The organism is Emergencia sp. 1XD21-10, assembly GCF_009936045.1.
GTDB lineage: Bacteria > Bacillota > Clostridia > Peptostreptococcales > Anaerovoracaceae > Senimuribacter > Senimuribacter intestinalis.
In genome coordinates this window covers 27,740-45,077 of the sequence record NZ_QWEQ01000027.1, presented here as the reverse complement: position 1 = coordinate 45,077, position 17,338 = coordinate 27,740, and the positions used below count along the sequence as shown (strand labels likewise).

Annotated in this window: 14 protein-coding genes and 1 riboswitch; of the genes, 1 reads left to right on the top strand and 13 read right to left on the bottom strand. The window is 43.3% G+C overall.

The window, feature by feature from the left end:
• The 12 genes from D1151_RS14355 to D1151_RS14300 all read right to left on the bottom strand — a co-directional run.
• A partial coding sequence (locus tag D1151_RS14355) for a GTP-binding protein (protein ID WP_243151226.1) occupies nucleotides 1–206 on the bottom strand: 206 nt, incomplete at its 3' end.
• 78 nt (nucleotides 207–284) lie between these two features.
• Nucleotides 285–2,354 carry an elongation factor G gene (fusA, locus tag D1151_RS14350; RefSeq protein ID WP_160202879.1) on the bottom strand — a complete coding sequence of 690 codons (2,070 nt, stop codon included), beginning with the start codon at nucleotides 2,352–2,354 and terminating at the stop codon, nucleotides 285–287.
• Nucleotides 2,355–2,395: 41 nt separating this feature from the next.
• Nucleotides 2,396–2,866 (bottom strand): 30S ribosomal protein S7, encoded by a 471-nt coding sequence (rpsG, locus tag D1151_RS14345; protein WP_160202880.1) that lies wholly within the window; start codon nucleotides 2,864–2,866, stop codon nucleotides 2,396–2,398.
• 456 nt (nucleotides 2,867–3,322) lie between these two features.
• Nucleotides 3,323–3,739, bottom strand: a complete 417-nt coding sequence (gene rpsL, locus D1151_RS14340) for a 30S ribosomal protein S12 (RefSeq protein WP_160202881.1) — start codon at nucleotides 3,737–3,739, stop codon at nucleotides 3,323–3,325.
• A gap of 245 nt (nucleotides 3,740–3,984) precedes the next feature.
• Complete coding sequence (locus D1151_RS14335) at nucleotides 3,985–4,878, bottom strand: cation diffusion facilitator family transporter (RefSeq protein ID WP_161909351.1); 894 nt, start codon at nucleotides 4,876–4,878, stop codon at nucleotides 3,985–3,987.
• A 19-nt stretch (nucleotides 4,879–4,897) separates the two neighbouring features.
• Nucleotides 4,898–6,154, bottom strand: a complete 1,257-nt coding sequence (locus tag D1151_RS14330; RefSeq protein ID WP_202620438.1) for a serine dehydratase subunit alpha family protein — start codon at nucleotides 6,152–6,154, stop codon at nucleotides 4,898–4,900.
• An 8-nt stretch (nucleotides 6,155–6,162) separates the two neighbouring features.
• Nucleotides 6,163–7,938, bottom strand: a complete 1,776-nt coding sequence (locus D1151_RS14325; protein ID WP_160202884.1) for a sigma-54-dependent Fis family transcriptional regulator — start codon at nucleotides 7,936–7,938, stop codon at nucleotides 6,163–6,165.
• A 17-nt stretch (nucleotides 7,939–7,955) separates the two neighbouring features.
• A complete protein-coding gene (locus D1151_RS14320) occupies nucleotides 7,956–8,984 on the bottom strand; it encodes a uroporphyrinogen decarboxylase family protein (RefSeq protein ID WP_243151104.1) in 1,029 nt (342 codons plus the stop codon).
• A gap of 12 nt (nucleotides 8,985–8,996) precedes the next feature.
• On the bottom strand, nucleotides 8,997–10,400 hold the full coding sequence (locus tag D1151_RS14315; RefSeq protein WP_161909349.1) for a YfcC family protein: 1,404 nt from the start codon (nucleotides 10,398–10,400) through the stop codon (nucleotides 8,997–8,999).
• Nucleotides 10,401–10,985: 585 nt separating this feature from the next.
• A complete protein-coding gene (locus D1151_RS14310) occupies nucleotides 10,986–12,383 on the bottom strand; it encodes a sodium:solute symporter (RefSeq protein ID WP_161909348.1) in 1,398 nt (465 codons plus the stop codon).
• 15 nt (nucleotides 12,384–12,398) lie between these two features.
• Nucleotides 12,399–13,604: an amidohydrolase family protein gene (locus D1151_RS14305; protein WP_160202887.1), complete on the bottom strand. Its 1,206-nt coding sequence runs from the start codon at nucleotides 13,602–13,604 to the stop codon at nucleotides 12,399–12,401.
• A 20-nt stretch (nucleotides 13,605–13,624) separates the two neighbouring features.
• Complete coding sequence (locus D1151_RS14300) at nucleotides 13,625–14,833, bottom strand: nitrate/nitrite transporter (RefSeq protein WP_251614447.1); 1,209 nt, start codon at nucleotides 14,831–14,833, stop codon at nucleotides 13,625–13,627.
• 242 nt (nucleotides 14,834–15,075) lie between these two features.
• Between D1151_RS14300 and D1151_RS14295 the strand changes: the two genes are divergently transcribed.
• Nucleotides 15,076–15,777, top strand: coding sequence for a helix-turn-helix domain-containing protein (locus D1151_RS14295; RefSeq protein ID WP_160202889.1), 702 nt, complete (start codon nucleotides 15,076–15,078; stop codon nucleotides 15,775–15,777).
• A gap of 3 nt (nucleotides 15,778–15,780) precedes the next feature.
• On the opposite strand, the gene D1151_RS14290 is transcribed toward D1151_RS14295, so the two are convergent.
• Nucleotides 15,781–17,088, bottom strand: coding sequence for an NCS2 family permease (locus tag D1151_RS14290; protein ID WP_161909347.1), 1,308 nt, complete (start codon nucleotides 17,086–17,088; stop codon nucleotides 15,781–15,783).
• Nucleotides 17,089–17,153: 65 nt separating this feature from the next.
• A riboswitch (cobalamin riboswitch) is annotated at nucleotides 17,154–17,329 on the bottom strand.
• Between the last annotated feature and the right edge of the window lie 9 nt (nucleotides 17,330–17,338).

Sequence of the window (17,338 nt, the reverse complement as noted above, 5' to 3'; positions counted from 1 at the left end):
ACGTGTGCTGTAGAAATGGTGATTCCTCTTTCTTTTTCTTCTGGTGCCTTATCGATCTGGTCGAATGCTACCTTTTCTCCAAGCTGATATCTCTGATACAGGGTGGTTGTGATTGCTGCTGTCAGCGTTGTCTTACCATGGTCTACGTGGCCAATGGTTCCGATATTGATATGCGGTTTGGTTCTCTCAAATTTTGCTTTTGCCATTTTTGTTTTCCTCCTAATGATAGGTCTGCCCCAGTCGCTAGTCCGAAAGGACAGACCGCTAAAGGTTAATTTATAATTTTATTTATTTCCAATTTTTTCAACTAAGCTGTCAGGCAATTTTTCGAAGTGGTCCATCTGCATTACATATACACCACGACCCTGAGTCTTGGAACGCAGGTCGGTTGCATAGCCGAACATTTCGGACAGAGGTACCATACCTCTTACTGCAACAACGCCGTTGTTCATGTCAGAACCTTCGATTCTTCCTCTTCTGGAGGAGATATCGCCGATTACATCACCCATATATTCTTCAGGAACTGTAACTTCAACTTTGAAGATTGGCTCCAGAAGAACTGGTTTTGCCTTCTTAGCTGCTTCTCTGAATGCCATGGAAGCGGCAACCTTAAATGCCATTTCAGAGGAGTCGACTTCGTGATAGGAACCATCGTACAGTTCTACACCAACGTCTACTACCTGATATCCTGCAATAGGACCGTTTTCCATCGCTTCTTTGATACCGTCTTCAATCTTAGGGATGTATTCCTTAGGAATTGCACCACCGACGATATTGTTGACAAATTCAAAGCCTGCACCCGGTTCTCTCGGATAAACCTTGATTTTAACATGACCATACTGACCGTGACCACCGGACTGTTTAGCATACTTGTGGTCAACATCAGCGTTGGAAGAAATGGTTTCTTTGTAGGATACCTGAGGTTTACCTACGTTTGCTTCTACCTTAAATTCACGCAACAGTCTGTCTACGATGATTTCCAAGTGAAGTTCTCCCATGCCGGCAATGATTGTCTGTCCGGTATCTTCGTTTGTATAGGTCTTGAAAGTTGGGTCTTCTTCTGCCAGCTTAGCCAGCGCAATGCCCATCTTTTCCTGACCTGCCTTGGTCTTAGGCTCGATTGCGATTTCGATTACTGGATCTGGGAATTCCATGGATTCCAGAATGATCTCATGTTTTTCATCGCAAAGTGTATCACCAGTTGTAGTATCTTTCAAACCTACTGCAGCAGCAATATCTCCGGAGTAAACCTTGTCGATTTCCTCTCTCTTGTTTGCATGCATCTGCAGGATTCTTCCGATTCTGCCCTTCTTACCCTTTGTAGAGTTGTAGATATAGGAACCGGAATCCAGTGTACCGGAGTAAACACGGAAGAATGCCAGCTTACCAACAAACGGGTCAGCCATAATCTTAAATGCAAGTGCTGAGAACGGTTCGTTATCATCAGCGTGTCTTACGTCTTCTTCTCCAGTATCTGGGTTAACACCCTTAATAGGCGGAATATCAACTGGGGACGGCATATAGTCGATGACTGCGTCCAGCATCATCTGTACGCCCTTGTTTCTATATGCACTGCCGCAAAGCATCGGAACCATTTCGCAGGCAATCGTCTGCTTTCTGATGGTATCTTTCATTTCTTTTACGGTCAGTTCCTCGCCTTCCAGGAATTTCATCATCAGTTCTTCGTCACATTCAGCAACGGATTCTACTAATTTTTCTCTCCATTCTGCGGCAAGTTCCTTCATATCGTCAGGAATCTCAGTGATTTCAAATTCCTGTCCTAGTTCATCTTTGTAAATCTCTGCTTTCATTTCTACCAGGTCGATAATTCCAACGAAACTATCTTCCGCACCGATAGGAAGCTGAACAGGCACTGCATTTGCTTTCAGTCTGTCCTTAACCATGTCAACTACTCTGAAGTAGTTTGCTCCTAAAATGTCCATTTTGTTTACAAAAATCATTCTAGGAACACCGTACTTTTCAGCCTGTCTCCAAACTGTTTCGGACTGCGGTTCAACACCGCCCTTTGCACAAAGTACAGTTACTGCTCCATCCAGTACTCTCAGGGAACGTTCTACTTCTACTGTAAAGTCAACGTGACCCGGGGTATCGATGATGTTGATTCTATGGTTCTTCCACTGTGCTGTAGTTGCTGCAGAGGTAATTGTAATACCACGTTCCTGTTCCTGTTCCATCCAGTCCATTGTAGCTGCACCGTCGTGGGTTTCGCCAATCTTATGGGTTCTTCCTGTATAGAAAAGGATACGCTCCGTGGTAGTGGTCTTTCCGGCGTCGATGTGCGCCATGATACCAATGTTTCTTGTTTTCTCAAGTGAAAACTGTCTACCAGCCATTACATTTCCTCCATTTTTTTATGAAATTGAAGAAAGTGAAATTACCATCTGAAGTGTGCAAATGCCTTGTTAGCTTCTGCCATCTTATGTGTATCTTCTTTCTTCTTTACAGATGCGCCAGTGTTATTTGCTGCATCCATTAATTCTTTTGCCAGTCTTTCAGACATAGTCTTTTCGCCTCTAAGTCTGGTGTACTTCGTCAGCCATCTCAAACCTAAAGTCTGTCTTCTTTCCGGTCTTACTTCAATAGGAACCTGATAGTTTGCACCACCGATTCTTCTTGCTTTTACTTCTAAAACAGGCATGATATTGTTCATTGCCTTTTCGAATACTTCCAAAGGTTCTTCGCCGGTTGCTTCCTTGATTCTATCGAAGGCGGAATATACAATCGACTGTGCTGTACCTTTCTTTCCGTCAAGCATGATGCTGTTGATCAGTTTTGCTACAACAACACTGCCGTATACTGGATCTGGAAGTACTTCACGTTTTGGTGTGTTACCTTTTCTTGGCACTTCTCTTCCCTCCTCGCTTGATAATTTCGCATAAGGCGTTGTTGCTGCACTCGTCGCATTCGCTACCGTACTTAAGTACGCGGCGCTTCATGCTCCTCCTGCGCGCCTAGCCTTATGCGAAATTATCGGCGCGAGAGTATGCTCTTCTCTCATGCCACTCCTCTTTCTATAAGGCTTGCCTTATCATTGAAATTACCTGCACAATTGTTCTAACTGATTTTCTAATTGCACATTCTCTTCACCCATACGCAAAAGCGCAGGATTACTCTGGAATCGCCCTGCAATTAAATAGGCGTCCAGTCTTACGGGGGTACTCGACTTCCTTCCAAGGAGCCGCGAGCGCACTTAATATCCTGTCGTACCATGCCAGAGGCTGTACATCCTGCCAGCATCAATATTATATATATTAAGGGCTCTTTCTATTCCCGATTCATTCTTTACTTGTAAGAAATATTCTTATTTCTTCTTAGGTCTCTTAGCACCGTACTTGGAACGAGCCTGATTTCTGTTGTTTACGCCGGCAGTGTCCAGTGTACCTCTGATGATGTGATAACGCACACCTGGGAGGTCCTTAACTCTTCCGCCTCTAATCAGCACTACGCTGTGTTCCTGCAGGTTGTGACCGATACCAGGAATATAAGCGGTTACTTCGATACCGTTGGACAGACGTACTCTGGCAACCTTTCTAAGAGCGGAATTCGGCTTCTTAGGGGTTACAGTCTTAACTGAAGTGCACACGCCTCTCTTCTGTGGTGAGTTGGTGTTAGTTGCTACTCTTCTTAAAGAGTTCATACCCTTACCGAGAGCAGGAGCGGTTGACTTCTTAACAGAACTGGTTCTGCCCTGACGTACTAATTGGTTAATAGTAGGCATTCGTTTCTCCTTTCTTTTTAAACTTTATTTTCACAATCAAACTGACCCTAAATCACTTCTAGGGTCAATTTCATTCGAAACGCTCTAATATTTTATCACATATTTTTTCCAAGTGCAAGGAAATTATTCCTGATTTTGCTGTAAATTTAGCCGAAGGTGTGGGAACAATCTTTGACTTCTAAAAATCTCTATTCCGTTTAGACACACAGGTGAAACCCCTAAAAAGTATATAATGCCATCCACCTTCAGTTCAAAGAAGGATTTACATGAACCATACAATGCTTGATATTCTCATCACTGCGCTCAATCGTCGCATGGACGTCTTCTGCAATCGTATGCGCATTCTTAAGGCTCAGTTCGCCATCTACCTGAATTTCCACATCTACATACATTTTCGCACCAAATTGTCTCGTCTTGATATCATCAATATCGATCACACCCTGCACATTTTTAATTTCCTGCTCCATGTTCTGTATGATGCTGTCATCGCAGCTTTTATCCACCATTTTATCCACAGTCTCAAGGAAAATATCTACAGCAATCTTGATAATAAAAATACAAATTACAATACTTGCAATAGGATCCAGAACTGCAAATCCCATACGAGCGCCGGCAATTCCAATCAAACTGCCCACAGAGGAGAATGCATCAGATCTGTGGTGCCAGGCTTCCGCTTTCAGAGAAACCGAATTGATTTTCCTGGCTGCAATAATCGTATACCAGTACATACCTTCCTTTACAAGGATGGACACCACCGCCGCTGCAAGCGCAAGGGTTCCGGGCGCTGCAACAGTTGCCCCAGCTCTGATAGAAAGCACCGTTTTTATCCCTGCATATCCAATTGCAATGCCAGCCAGCACAAGTATATTTGCAAGAAGCAGCGCAATGACACATTCCATTCTTTCATGACCGTAAGGATGCTCCTTATCTGCCTTTTTTCCAGAAAGATGTGCGCCTAAAATCACCAGACCTGTGCCCAAAACGTCTGAACCGGAATGGATTGCATCAGAAATCATAGCATGGGAATTGGCAATGACTCCAGCCACCAGCTTGACTGACGCCAACAAAATATTCCATACAAGACTCACATTGGAAACACGAATGATTACTTGTTTGGCGTCATCTTTTTTATATTCCATACTTTTCAGCTCCTCAAAATTAATTGGAAATCATCATATTCAATATTTCCGTGTCAGTATTCTTCATCCCTTCTTTTCCCAGTCTCCATATGTTTTCAATGGTCTCCTCAGCGGATTCTTCAACCAGCCCTTCTCCATCCTGAAATCTGCTGCCATCTATGGCAAGTTCCCTGGCCATAATTGACGCATCTAGGGCAGATGCAATCTTTGCAGCACAGGATGCTTTCGCACCATCACATACGATACCCGAAACATTTCCCAGGGTGTTGATCACACCATTGGAAATCACATCAAAAGAGTCGTCATACAGAAAACTGATACCAGCACCCGCACCGCAGGCAGCCCCCACGACGCCACAAAAAGCTGACAATTTTCCGATCCCTCTTTTGATATGTATTGCTACTAAATTGCTGAGAATCAGCGCGCGATACAGCTTTTCATCCGATACACCTAAATATTCTGCGTACTTAACAACGGGAACAGATACGGTGATCCCCTGGTTTCCGCTGCCTGAATTGATTACTACCGGCAGTTCACAACCTGCCATTCTGGCATCAGAGCCTGCTGCCGCATATGCCTTTGCAACTTCACGAATCTCATGGTGTCTGTGTTTCAGAATGCTTTTTCCCACGTTTGCACCATACCGATTCTTTATGCCCTCTTCAGAAATCGCTTTATTATACTGAATCTGACGGTCTATGTATGGAATCAATTCCGCAATATCGCCTTCTCTGGCAAAATCATAGATTCCTTTCAGATCCATAATCTTTTCCTCTTCCTCGAAATCATGGAAGGACTCACTTTCGCTTTCGAGAATCGACTGTCCGTCTCTGGCAACTTTGACAATGTTTGTATGCCATTGCGAAATCACGACCTCCGCACAGTGGGTGCCGTCAGAAATAATCATATCAATGTACAGATTCTCAACACCCGCAGCCAACTCTACAGAACAGATGCCCTTTTCGAGATACTGAACCATTGTCGCAACCTGTTCTTCCGTAATGCCCTTCAGAACCTCCAGCTTGTCATCCGGGTTTCCCCACAGTACGCCCAAAAGTGCGCTGGTCTCTATGCCTCTCATATCTTTCGTGGATGGCACAATCACGCCTTTCACATTTTTGATGATATTTCCGCTGCAGCGAACCAACACCTTCTCCGGAACATTTCCCAGTACTTTTCTGGCGACTGCCCCTGCATATGCAATCGCAATAGGTTCTGTACACCCCATGGCGGGCATCAGTTCCGTTTCCAATATTCTAATATATGCATTTTTCATATGTTTGTTCACTCCTTCAGTTTTCTATACAATGTCGCAATTCCGATGCCAAGCGCATCTGCAGCTTTCTGCTTGCCTTCGGTAGTATCACCGTAAACACGGATTGCCTCATCGATATAGGCCTTTTCTACATCCTTCAGCGGCTTTATCTCTGCCGAATGCTCTATAGAAAATTCTTTTCTCTCACATTTTACACGCGCAGGCAGACTGTCAGGCTCTATCACCCTCCTATTGGAAATGTTTACGCAGTATTCTACAACATTCTGCAGTTCCCGTACATTCCCCGGCCAGTCGTACGTCTCCAGCATTTTCATCGCTTTTTTGGAAAATCTGCTGATATTTTTGTTCAGCACTTCATTGTATTTTTTTATAAAGGTATCCACAAGAAAAGGAATGTCACTTTTCCGCTCCCGCAATGCCGGCACATAAATCGGAATCACATTAAGACGGTAAAACAGATCTTCTCTGAATGCACCGGACACAATCATCTCTTCAAGATTTCGATTGGTTGCCGCAATAATTCTTATGTCTGTTGCGATATCAACATTTGAACCGATTCTCTGTATTTTCTTTTCCTGAATGGCACGAAGCAGCTTGGCCTGCAGATGAATCGGAATCTCTCCAACTTCATCGAGAAGCAGAGTTCCCTTGTTTGCCAATTGAAACTTGCCGATTCTCCCACCCTTTGCCGCGCCGGTGAATGCGCCCTCTTCATACCCAAACAGTTCACTTTCAAGAAGATTATCCGGAATTGCTGCACAATTGACAGAAATAAATGGTCCCGCTGATCTTCTGCTTGCATTGTGTATCGCTCTTGCTATGATTTCCTTTCCCGTTCCGCTTTCTCCCTGAATCAGAACGGTCGATAAGCTGTTGGCAATCTTCTGCGCCTGCATCTTCAGATTCTGAATCGGTTTGCTTTTACCGATCAAATCTTTAAATGTCATTTCCGAAGATGCATTGGTGACTCGGTTGATTTCCTCATAATACTTTTCGCTGTCCCGAAAATAAATCACGCTGCCTACCTGTGTGCCCTCATCGTTGATGGAAACAACCGTAACCATTTCATGGTTGATTTCAGTTTTTCCGTCCGAAAAGGACAGCTCTTTGCTGAAGGTTCCGTTTACGTGGTATAGGCTCTTCATCAGTTCGCTGCATTCTGCAAGTTGGCGAATATCTGTGATTCTTTCAGGCATCTTCGGTCCGATGCCGAAAAGCTTCCTAAACATCTGATTCCCATAAATAATTCTTTCATCGTTATCAATACATACCACTGCACTGCCGATATGGTCGACAACTGCCTGCAGCTGCTTTTTTACAACAGACAGTTCATAGTTTTCCTGATTTTCGTCCAGCTTACTGATGAGCAGCTCTGACATCTTTGAAATAAAATTCTTCAACTGATCTACGCGTTCTTTTTTATCGCCGGAAAGTCTTTTTTCTTTGGAATAAAGTGCGATGCACCCTATTACAACGTCATTTTTCAATAAAGGAAAAGCTATGATAGAGTGAATATCACAGGTTCTGAAATTCGCGCACAGGCTGCATCCCTTTAAAGAATGCTTAATATCCTCGCTGACAATCGTTGTCTTATGTGCCATTGCATTGAGCATAATTGACTGTTTCGTCACAGAAATATCAGTCAGTTCCGAAGGACTGCTGCAATTGCTGTCACCTAAAAGATTCATCTCATTATCACAGATGACTACCTCTTCGTTGATTACAGATGCAATGGTTTTCGCCGTTGCGAAAGCATATTCTCTAATGTGCATTAACTCTGTCATACGTCTTCCCCTACATATTATTTACCGTACTTGGTTGCCGCAATTCTCGCAGCCAGGTAATTTTCAAGTGGTGTATCCTCGTAGATGGTACACCCCGGTCCCAGCATGAATCCAGTTCTGCCTGCCATTTCTACTGCCTCGCGAATATGTCCATATACGTTTTGATAGCTAGTTTTGTTGAAATACTGCTCTTCATTAATGCCTCCAATCAGACATTTGTCCGTGTATTTTCTAGCCTCTGCCAAACTCGGTCCCACCCATCTGTCATGCCAGTTGAGACAGGTGCCCGGGTAGTTTGCAAGTCTTTCAAACATGGACTTCTCTTTTTCCTGTGTAAAGCTATGTACGTGAATTACGTTGAACCAGGTTCGGTCTGCATATGCACCGATGACTTTCAAATCATACTGCTCACCAAATACATCATACATTTCGTCCGTCATAAATCTGTAGTTTGCAAGCTGACTTGCAAAGAAAAACCCGCTGACGCCAAGTTTGATGTTTTCGTTTACAAAGGCAATTGTAGTTTCCGTAACCTGCTCCAGCGCACGATGCACCAGTGTCGGATGCGCTTCGATTTCCTCAAAGAGTTTCTTTTCGCCCAACAGCTTGTACAATGTAGTGATTGGACTGAAAATGGTGTGAATCACCGGCGCCTCATCCTGGTGTTCTTTCATAAGCTGCAGCATTCTTTCCGCATATTTCAGCTGATTGCCGTAGGTGCCCTTTGTCACGTCAAGAGGCACGATTTTTTCCCAGTCCTCCGGCGTCTCTATAAACGCTTCTACGATTCGTGGCCACTGATCCGGCTGGCATATTTTTTCAATTTTACATCCGTAATCTTCTACCGTGTAAAGTCCAAAAGGCATCAGCTTTACAAAATCAATATCTGTTTCTCTGTAAAAGGCAAACTGTTTATCGGCCAGTTTCACATAGTCCTGATCCACATCCGTGTGATGTGGCCAGAGCCCCAAAGGAATTCTATCTACTTCTTGAAAGTTGACTGCCGCTTTGACGCGTTCTGTTTTTGTCATAGTTCTGCTACACATATTGTCCCTCCTTTAAAACGGTCCGTAATTGATCAGATTTGCCGCAATCAGAATCACTGCACCTATGCAGATCCAGATCAGCATCAGCGGCCAGATAAATTTGAACCACTTATTGTACGGAACCTTCGTTACTGCCAGATAGGACATCAGTACTGTGGAGGTCGGAATAATAGAATTGCTGAAACCGTCTCCAAACTGGAAGCAAAGTACTGCAGTCTGTCTTGTAACCTGCACAATATCAGAAAGCGGAATCATAATCGGCATAATGGTTGCCGCCTGCCCTGTGGAAGATGGAATAAAAAAGTTTACTATAATCTGCACAATAAACATGCCGACTACAGAGATGCCTGTAGGCAGCGCAATGACAGCCTGACTCAGGGCATGAATGATGGTATCCATAATCTGACCTTCTTCCATAACAATTACGATGGCTTTCGCAAACCCTGTTACCAGTGCGCCAAAAGTCAGTGATGCCGCACCTTCAACAAAAGTATTTGCAATTTTGTTCAGATTCAATCCACCGATGATTCCGGCAATCACTCCAACTGCAATGAAAATACCTGACATTTCATCAATGTACCACTCCCAGTTGAATACACCGTATACCATGAATATGATTCCGGCTACAAACAGAAGCATAATTGCAACATCTCTTTTTCCCATCTTCGCGATCTGAGAAATATCCACATCTTCTTTTTCTGTTTCACATCTGCATCCGTAGACAATGCTGGCTTTCGGATCTGCCTTCACCTTTTTTGCGTAGCGCATGATATACCAGACTGTCACAGCAAACATGATCACAAAAACAACAATTCTCAGTTCGATGCCGGAGTACATTGGTAACTCAGCAATAGATTGTGCAACACCTGTAGAAAATGGATTTAAAAATCCTGCATTGAATCCGCATGCTGCACCAAGGGTAACTGCTGACAGACCAGTAAGGGCATCATATCCAAAAGCGTGGGCTACTGCTACTCCAATAGGTGCAAATACCACCAGTTCATCAGATGCACCGAATGTTGCGCCCATCAGACCAAAAACAAAAGCGAAAACTGGGATAAAAAACTTGCCCATAAATTTGTTTCTGGCTAAGGTTCCCACACCATGCTCAATTGCACCGGTTGCATTGATGATTTCCATGGATCCACCAATGATAAATACGAAGAAAATAACGTCTCCCACGCCCTGCATTCCAAGTGTGACAGAAGTAAGTAGTGAAAGCAGCGAAACCGGTGATTTTTCCACATATTCAAACGAATTAGGATCAATGACATCTTTCCCGATTTCCTCATTAAACACTGTGCTGTAACTACCCGCAGGGATAACGTACGTTAAAATTGCCATTAAGATTACAAATCCGCAAATAATGACATACGTATGTGGAACTCTGCTTTTCTTGTCATTTAAAGTTTCCATTTCATTCCTCCTTAAGATTATGCGCTGTTTTGTAGACAAGTTCCTTTATTATTTATAAAGCAATTATTGTGCCATCTCCTTGAACCCTTACAAAACGAAGATTTCTTCCGTATCGATTTTTTCTTTGTCTTTCCTGATTATCATTTTGATAATCAGGAAAGGTTCAATTATCATTCTAATAAATTTTTATAAATATTTCAATATATTAATTCATTTTTATCATATTGATAATTGACGGGAGTTTCCCTCTCGGCCAAAACGAAAAAAGAATCCCAAGACTTCTGCCTCGAGATTCTTTCCGTGCCGGTTAGGTGTACGGGGATATTTTCTTCTGGACGCAAAGCCGTACCATGGCTTAGACTTCCTATTTCATGATGTCATTCGCTTTTTATATCGATTTCCCATATTTCTCAAAATATTCCTCTGCCAACATAGACATCAAGTGCACATCATAAAGTACCCCGTTTTTTCTGCAGTTTTTTCGAAGCACACCCTCATACTGAAATCCAAGATTCAGATATAGGTGCGCCGCCGGATTTCCCGTGTAATGATCCGGATAGACTCGCTGCAAAATCGCGTAATTTTTTACTTGCTTATCGACGCCTTATCCTTTGAGACCATCGAAACACCATACAGCAAAATTCCACTGACAGCTAAGCTAACTAAAACCGATGGAATTTTTCCAAGAATCGACACCTTGCCTAAGACAAAAAACTCCCATGCAAGTCCGCAAATGATTGAGCCTGCCACACTGGCAATCGCCGCTTTCTTCGTCGCCCAATCCGTGTACAATCCCAAGAGCATCGGAAGGAAAACTGCCGAACTGTAAAATAAACCGGATGTATATAGCACCGCAATGATATTATCAAAAGCCAACGAAATAGCAAGACTTATCAGCGCTATAACAACTGTCGTAACCCTCGATAGTTTCACGTCACTCAGCTCTATTTCTCTCTTTTCCACGATCGGCATCAGAACATCACTTACACTAAGCACTGTAACCGCATGCAATACCGAAGTACTGGTCGAAATCGTCGCCGCGAAAACACCAGCAACTGCAATCCCCGCAAAGCCTGCAGGCAGCACTTTAACAAGAAGCGTCGAAAACACCATATTCGAGTCTGTTATCTCTGGAAGAAGCGACACAGCGCTTACACCAATTAACCCCGTTGCTGCCGAAACCACAACATAAAATCCTGCAGTAAACAGCATCCCAAATCTTGCCGTACTGCCGTCTTTTGCAGATACAATTCGTTGTATATAATTCTGATTGGTCCCATAAGAGATGCCAAACAAAATCCCCCAGGACAACGGCGTCCATATGCCTATACTGCCGATCGACATAAATCCTTCCGGCAAACTCCTCGTTATTTCTCCAAGGCCTCCACCTGCACTGATTGTCACAGGTACTGCCGTAAAAACAGCCGCCACCATAACAAAGAACAGCAAAATGTCTGTATTAACAACAGTTCTCAAACCCCCGCTAGTCAAAAACAATGTAATAAGCATTCCGATTACCAGTGTAATTCGCACGTCTAAACCAGTCAACGTGTTAAGCATTACAGATGAAACCGTAAACTGTGTCGACAGTGCAGCAACAGACGCACAGATGTGCATTACACTGGTAATGTACTTTACGCTCAATCCATATCGTTTACCCAAATAATCCGGTACAGTAAGTCCGTTCAAACCGTTGAGCCTTTTCGCCAAAACAAAGCCTATCAGTAAGAATCCTGGCGCAGCGGCAAGGTTCCACCACATGCCGCCCATCCCCATCAGATAGCAGTACCCTACTGCGCCAACCAGTCCGCTCCCGCCAAAATCCGTCGCCGCCATAGACAGTCCGGTTTGCAGCTTATTCAAGCCTTTATTCATCGTCAGAAAATCACTTGAATCCGAAAGTTTGCGATTGGAGCAGTGACCAACAATTAAAACAGCTGCAAGTAGCAGAGCCATAAAAATATAGTCTATCGTCTTCATCATTCTACACAGCCTTCTTTACTCGACAAACAATTTACCTTCCTTAAATACATATTTGGGTAGTTTTTTCATGTCCTCAATATTTATATCAGGCTCACCTTCCATTACGATTAAGTCAGCCAATTTGCCTTCTTTTACGGTTCCAATACTCTCCTGCAGTCCTACAAGAGCTGCACTGTCCACCGTCGCCATCTTCAGTAGCTCTTCGTTAGAAAATCCCGCCGCCTTTCTGGCAATAAATTCCAACCCAGGGAATTCATTAAAAGTAACTCTGTCTGCATCCGTACCCCAACCAAGCCTAATTCCGGCGCGATAGGCTTTTGTCATATACTCCGAAATATGCTCCATGATTTCTATAGAACGTTCATGCATGAACGCAGGCGTATTTCCCGTCAAATCCTTCAACATGGAATATGCAATTTCCACAGTTGGAACGATGAAAGTCTGGTTTCCATGCGCTAATAATGTCTCGATACACGCATCATCAATGTAGGAAGCATGCTCAATACTGCCTATTTCTGCCTCCGCACATGCCATAATGCCCTTTTTTCCATGACAATGAGCCGCTACATAAGTTCCCTGTTCTTTCGCCGCATCGGAAAGTGCCTTCAGTTCTTCAAAAGAGCAGATCATAGCTCCAGGATCCCCACCGATGTTCATAACTGCACCAGTTGCCATATATTTGACAAAATCACAGCCAGCTTCAATATCTTCTCTCACAATTTTTCTTGCGTCAGCCACATCGTCAAACACTTTATAAAGTGGTCCGAATTCTGCATTGCCCGGTGCAGTCGGGGTGTTACAATGGCCGGAAGCAATCACACGCGGACCCATGATAGTTCCCTTAGCATACATGTCACGCAGCGTTACGCCCAGATTAAATGCAGAGCCACAGTCCCTAACCGTAGTATAACCGCTGCGCAGATAATCAAAGCCATATTCAATTCCTTCCACTAGTTCTTTTACCGCACTGCGATATTTAATCTGCAAAACGTCCATCGTTGTAAAATCAAAATGCATATGTAAATCCAACATACCCGGCATGAGAGTATCTCCTTTGACATCCAGTATGTCAACATCCCCCTCAAAGGCAGTTCCCGCCGGAAGAATCGTCTTAATTCTCTTGTCTTCAATCACAACATCTGCCAGTTGATTTTCTTGAACCACAAATCCCTCAGTCAAATAGGGAATCAGTCTGCAATTTTTCAAAACTAAAGTTTTCATATTACATTCCCTCCAAATCTTTACATCACTGCCCGCTCAGATTCAAAGCAGTGATTTTTCTTTTCATATAAATGCAGCAACACTGCACAAACCACTACAATTCCAAGACCAACTATCAGCAAAATAAAAATGTTGTTATATCCATCTGCGCCTTTTGTATCCAGCCATTTTCCACATAAATTATACAGCCACAGGTCAGTTGAATAGCCTACTGCTGAAGCAATCCCCATAGAAGTTCCGGTAATTTCAAAAGGAACCTTCGCTTCAGGAATCGGAGTATATAGGCCGGAACGGCTCAGCGCAATTACACTGATAAGTACAATACTCAAAATCACCGCAATTGTTTTGCTGGATTCCTGATGCGGAACAAACAGCAGACCCACAATCGTAATACCTATAGCGATACAAACCAGAATCAAGAATTTAGGCGTGCGGCACTTATCCAGAAGAAGCCCTCCCAGCGGCGAGAGGATGATTCTTACCACCGAACGATTTGCAATTGCAAAAGCTGTACTGAAAGTCACAGATACACCGAACAAGCCAGATAAAAACGGGTTGAGATATGTTGCACCAGAGATCACAATAAACAACCCCATAACAATAAACCCGTTCAACCAGGTCACCGGATGCGCCAGCGCTCTTCCAAGCATAGAAAACTTGAAATCATCGTTAGACTCTAAGCCCTTTACATCCTTCACCAGCACCATAATTAAAATAGCCACAATCGCAATTACAACGGCAAAAATTGTCGTTACATATCTGAATCCCATGCTTTCTGCAAACTGTGACAGTGCCGCCAGCACACCGTAACTCATAATTGCACCTACAATTGCTGCACACATTTCAAAGAATCCAAACATCTTTCCTTCTTCGTTTTCATCTGCCTGTGCACGAACCAATTTCAAATATGCCGACCAGTGAATGAAGGTTGTCGATACGCCGAATCCCAAATAGCAGCCAATTAACACCAAGTAGTTAGGTGCAAAGGTCATAAGGATGCCCAGACCTGCTGTCAAAAGCTGTGAAATTACAACCAGCTTCTTCGGTGAAAATCTATCTGCTAAAATACCACCCAGCAGATATCCCGGCGTTGCTGTAAAAGAAAACATCGTCAGTAGCATCCCCGCCTGCTGATTAGATAAATGAAATGCCTCCAAAAATTGCGTATAAAAAGTCGAACTTAAATAGGGCAAATTATAGCACAAAGTAGACAGGGTCAATAAAAACACAATGAAATACTTTCTTCGATCTTTCAAAATAATCACTCCTTATAATAAATTTTCTATCATTATAAAGAACTTCCTTTTCCTTTTCAAAAAACGGTATTTTCATTCTACGACTATTTTCTGCACTTTTTTCCAACGACATTGGATTTTTTGCATAAAATATGCTATACTAATAAAAAACTTTACAAGTTTTACTTTATTTCAGAGAAAAAAGCAATTATATGAAATCTTTGCGGAGGTACAGCATGGAAGAAACAATACGCAGTATACTTGGTCAGCGCATTCGTCACTACAGGAAACAAAAACATTACAGTTTGGCAGAATTTGCTCTACTCATTAACAAAAGTAAATCTTCCCTTTCAAAATATGAGCGTGGAGAAGTATCAATTGATGTGGAAACACTCATTATTATTGCAAAGAATCTTGATGTTCATATTTCACAGCTTCTTGACATGGACTATTTACTTCCAACTGAGAATTTATCACAAGAAACACCCGGTTCTTCACAACCAGGAAAAATCTATTATGTGTACGTACCCTCTCTCATACAGAAAAAAAACAAAGAGGTCAACATCTTGACCATAAATCAAGAAAAAGCTTCCTTTTATGGGCGTGTAGTCGACCCCACCGATTTTGCTAAGTGCACCTATTATTACACAGGAACAGTGCAGACTTTCGATTCATCCCAGAGGATTTTCCTCGCAAATACTGCAAATAAAAATGATTTGCTGGTTCTGGATCTTACCAGCAATTTTGGTACATCTTCAATTATCGTTGGTCTGTTCTGCAGTCTTTCCCTTGGTCGATACGATTCCTTTGTCAGCAAATGTATCGCTACCGAGAATCCTCTTACCGACCTCACCGAAGCCACTGCACTCACAGCTCCAACACGTGATGAATTGAACCAGCTAAAGAAAAGGCATATATTCAAAATACTGCAAACCTAAATTTTACAGGCAGAAATAAAGAAAAAATACCATAGCCAGCGCCACAACAGGCAGATTCACCTCATTTCTTCTGCCAGCGGCAATTTTGCAAATCAGATAAAAAATAAATCCCGCAGCAATTCCTGTCGTAATGGAGTATGTCATAGGCATCGCCACTATGGTAATAAATGCAGGAATGGCGTCATCCAGACGACCAAAATCAACTTTTTTCACTTCCATGAGAAGATACATTCCCACGATAATCAAAGCCGGTGCAGTTACAGCACTTGTCATCACCCCTGTCAGAGGCGAGAACACAACCGCCAGCAAGAAGCACAAAGCAGTTGTTACAGCAGTCAGACCGGTTTTTCCGCCTGCCGCAATCCCGGAAACCGATTCCGCATAGCATGTAACGGTAGAGGTTCCAAATAAAGCGCCCATCACAGAACCTGCCGCATCAGCAATTAAAATCGACCCGCTTCCCGGCATGGTTCCCTTTTCATCAGTCATTCCCGCCCTGGAGCTGGTGCCGATTAAAAAACCAAGGGTATCAAACATATCAACCATGGTCAATGAGATAATAAGCGCAATAAGTGACAGGATACCGGACAAGCCCGCTTTTCCTGAAATCAATCCGGAAAAATCAAGCTTAAAAGCCACGTCCGCTATTGCGCCCGGAAACTCTGCAAGGTGGTCGGGCATCGCTGTCTGTCCTGCCGCCAGACTCAGTACAATCGTTATCACCATACCGATAATCAAACTTCCATTTATGTTCAATACCACCAAAACAGCTGTGATTGCCACTCCAAGCAATGCAATCAGAACTGTAGGCGAACTGAGATCCCCGAGAGCAGGCATTCCGCTTGCTAAAGATATAATCCCTGTATCCAGAAGACCAATGAGCGCTATAAACAGACCCACGCCGGCGCTTATAGCGTATTTCAGATTTACAGGTACTGCATTGATTATCTTATCTCTCAGAGGCGAGATAACAATTAGAAAAAATAGGATTCCGGAAAGGAAGGTAAGTGCCAGCGCCTGCTGCCATGAATATCCGTAAATTCCGCATAGGGTATACGCAAAAAAGGCATTCATCCCCATACCCGGCGCCATCGCAAAAGGCTTATTGCTCAAAAATGCACACAGCAGCGTGCCTGCTGCGGCAGAAAGACATGTAGCAACCATAACGCCGCCGGAACTCATGCCTGTAGATGACAGAAATACCGGGTTCAGAAAAATGATATACGCCATGGCAAAAAAGGTTGTCAGACCGGCGCGTACTTCCTGTCTGACAGTGGTGTGATTTTCTTCCAGTTTAAATAGTTTTTTCATTAGTGCCCTCCATATAAAAAAATAACGCATCCGGCAGAGATACTTTCGCATCATATCTCTCCAATGCGTTTGCGCTGCTCCCCAGCTGGTGTTCTGACTCCAGTATCAGCATCTTTCTTCGCCTTCCCGGTTTCCCAGTGACATCGTGAAGAAGACTCCTCTGTTACAGCGTTGGCGGCGTACAGGAATTTCACCTGTTTTCCTTTAAACCCTTTCGGGTACTGGCAAGCTCTTTTCAATTTTCATATAT

What these genes read in the sequence shown, in the direction of transcription:
- fusA (WP_160202879.1), bottom strand. Translation starts at nt 2,354, where the DNA reads ATGGCTGGTAGACAGTTTTCACTTGAGAAAACAAGAAACATTGGTATC.
- rpsL (WP_160202881.1), bottom strand. Translation starts at nt 3,739, where the DNA reads ATGCCTACTATTAACCAATTAGTACGTCAGGGCAGAACCAGTTCTGTT.
- D1151_RS14335 (WP_161909351.1), bottom strand. Translation starts at nt 4,878, where the DNA reads ATGGAATATAAAAAAGATGACGCCAAACAAGTAATCATTCGTGTTTCC.
- D1151_RS14330 (WP_202620438.1), bottom strand. Translation starts at nt 6,154, where the DNA reads ATGAAAAATGCATATATTAGAATATTGGAAACGGAACTGATGCCCGCC.
- D1151_RS14325 (WP_160202884.1), bottom strand. Translation starts at nt 7,938, where the DNA reads ATGACAGAGTTAATGCACATTAGAGAATATGCTTTCGCAACGGCGAAA.
- D1151_RS14320 (WP_243151104.1), bottom strand. Translation starts at nt 8,984, where the DNA reads ATGTGTAGCAGAACTATGACAAAAACAGAACGCGTCAAAGCGGCAGTC.
- D1151_RS14315 (WP_161909349.1), bottom strand. Translation starts at nt 10,400, where the DNA reads ATGGAAACTTTAAATGACAAGAAAAGCAGAGTTCCACATACGTATGTC.
- D1151_RS14310 (WP_161909348.1), bottom strand. Translation starts at nt 12,383, where the DNA reads ATGATGAAGACGATAGACTATATTTTTATGGCTCTGCTACTTGCAGCT.
- D1151_RS14305 (WP_160202887.1), bottom strand. Translation starts at nt 13,604, where the DNA reads ATGAAAACTTTAGTTTTGAAAAATTGCAGACTGATTCCCTATTTGACT.
- D1151_RS14295 (WP_160202889.1), top strand. Translation starts at nt 15,076, where the DNA reads ATGGAAGAAACAATACGCAGTATACTTGGTCAGCGCATTCGTCACTAC.
- D1151_RS14290 (WP_161909347.1), bottom strand. Translation starts at nt 17,088, where the DNA reads ATGAAAAAACTATTTAAACTGGAAGAAAATCACACCACTGTCAGACAG.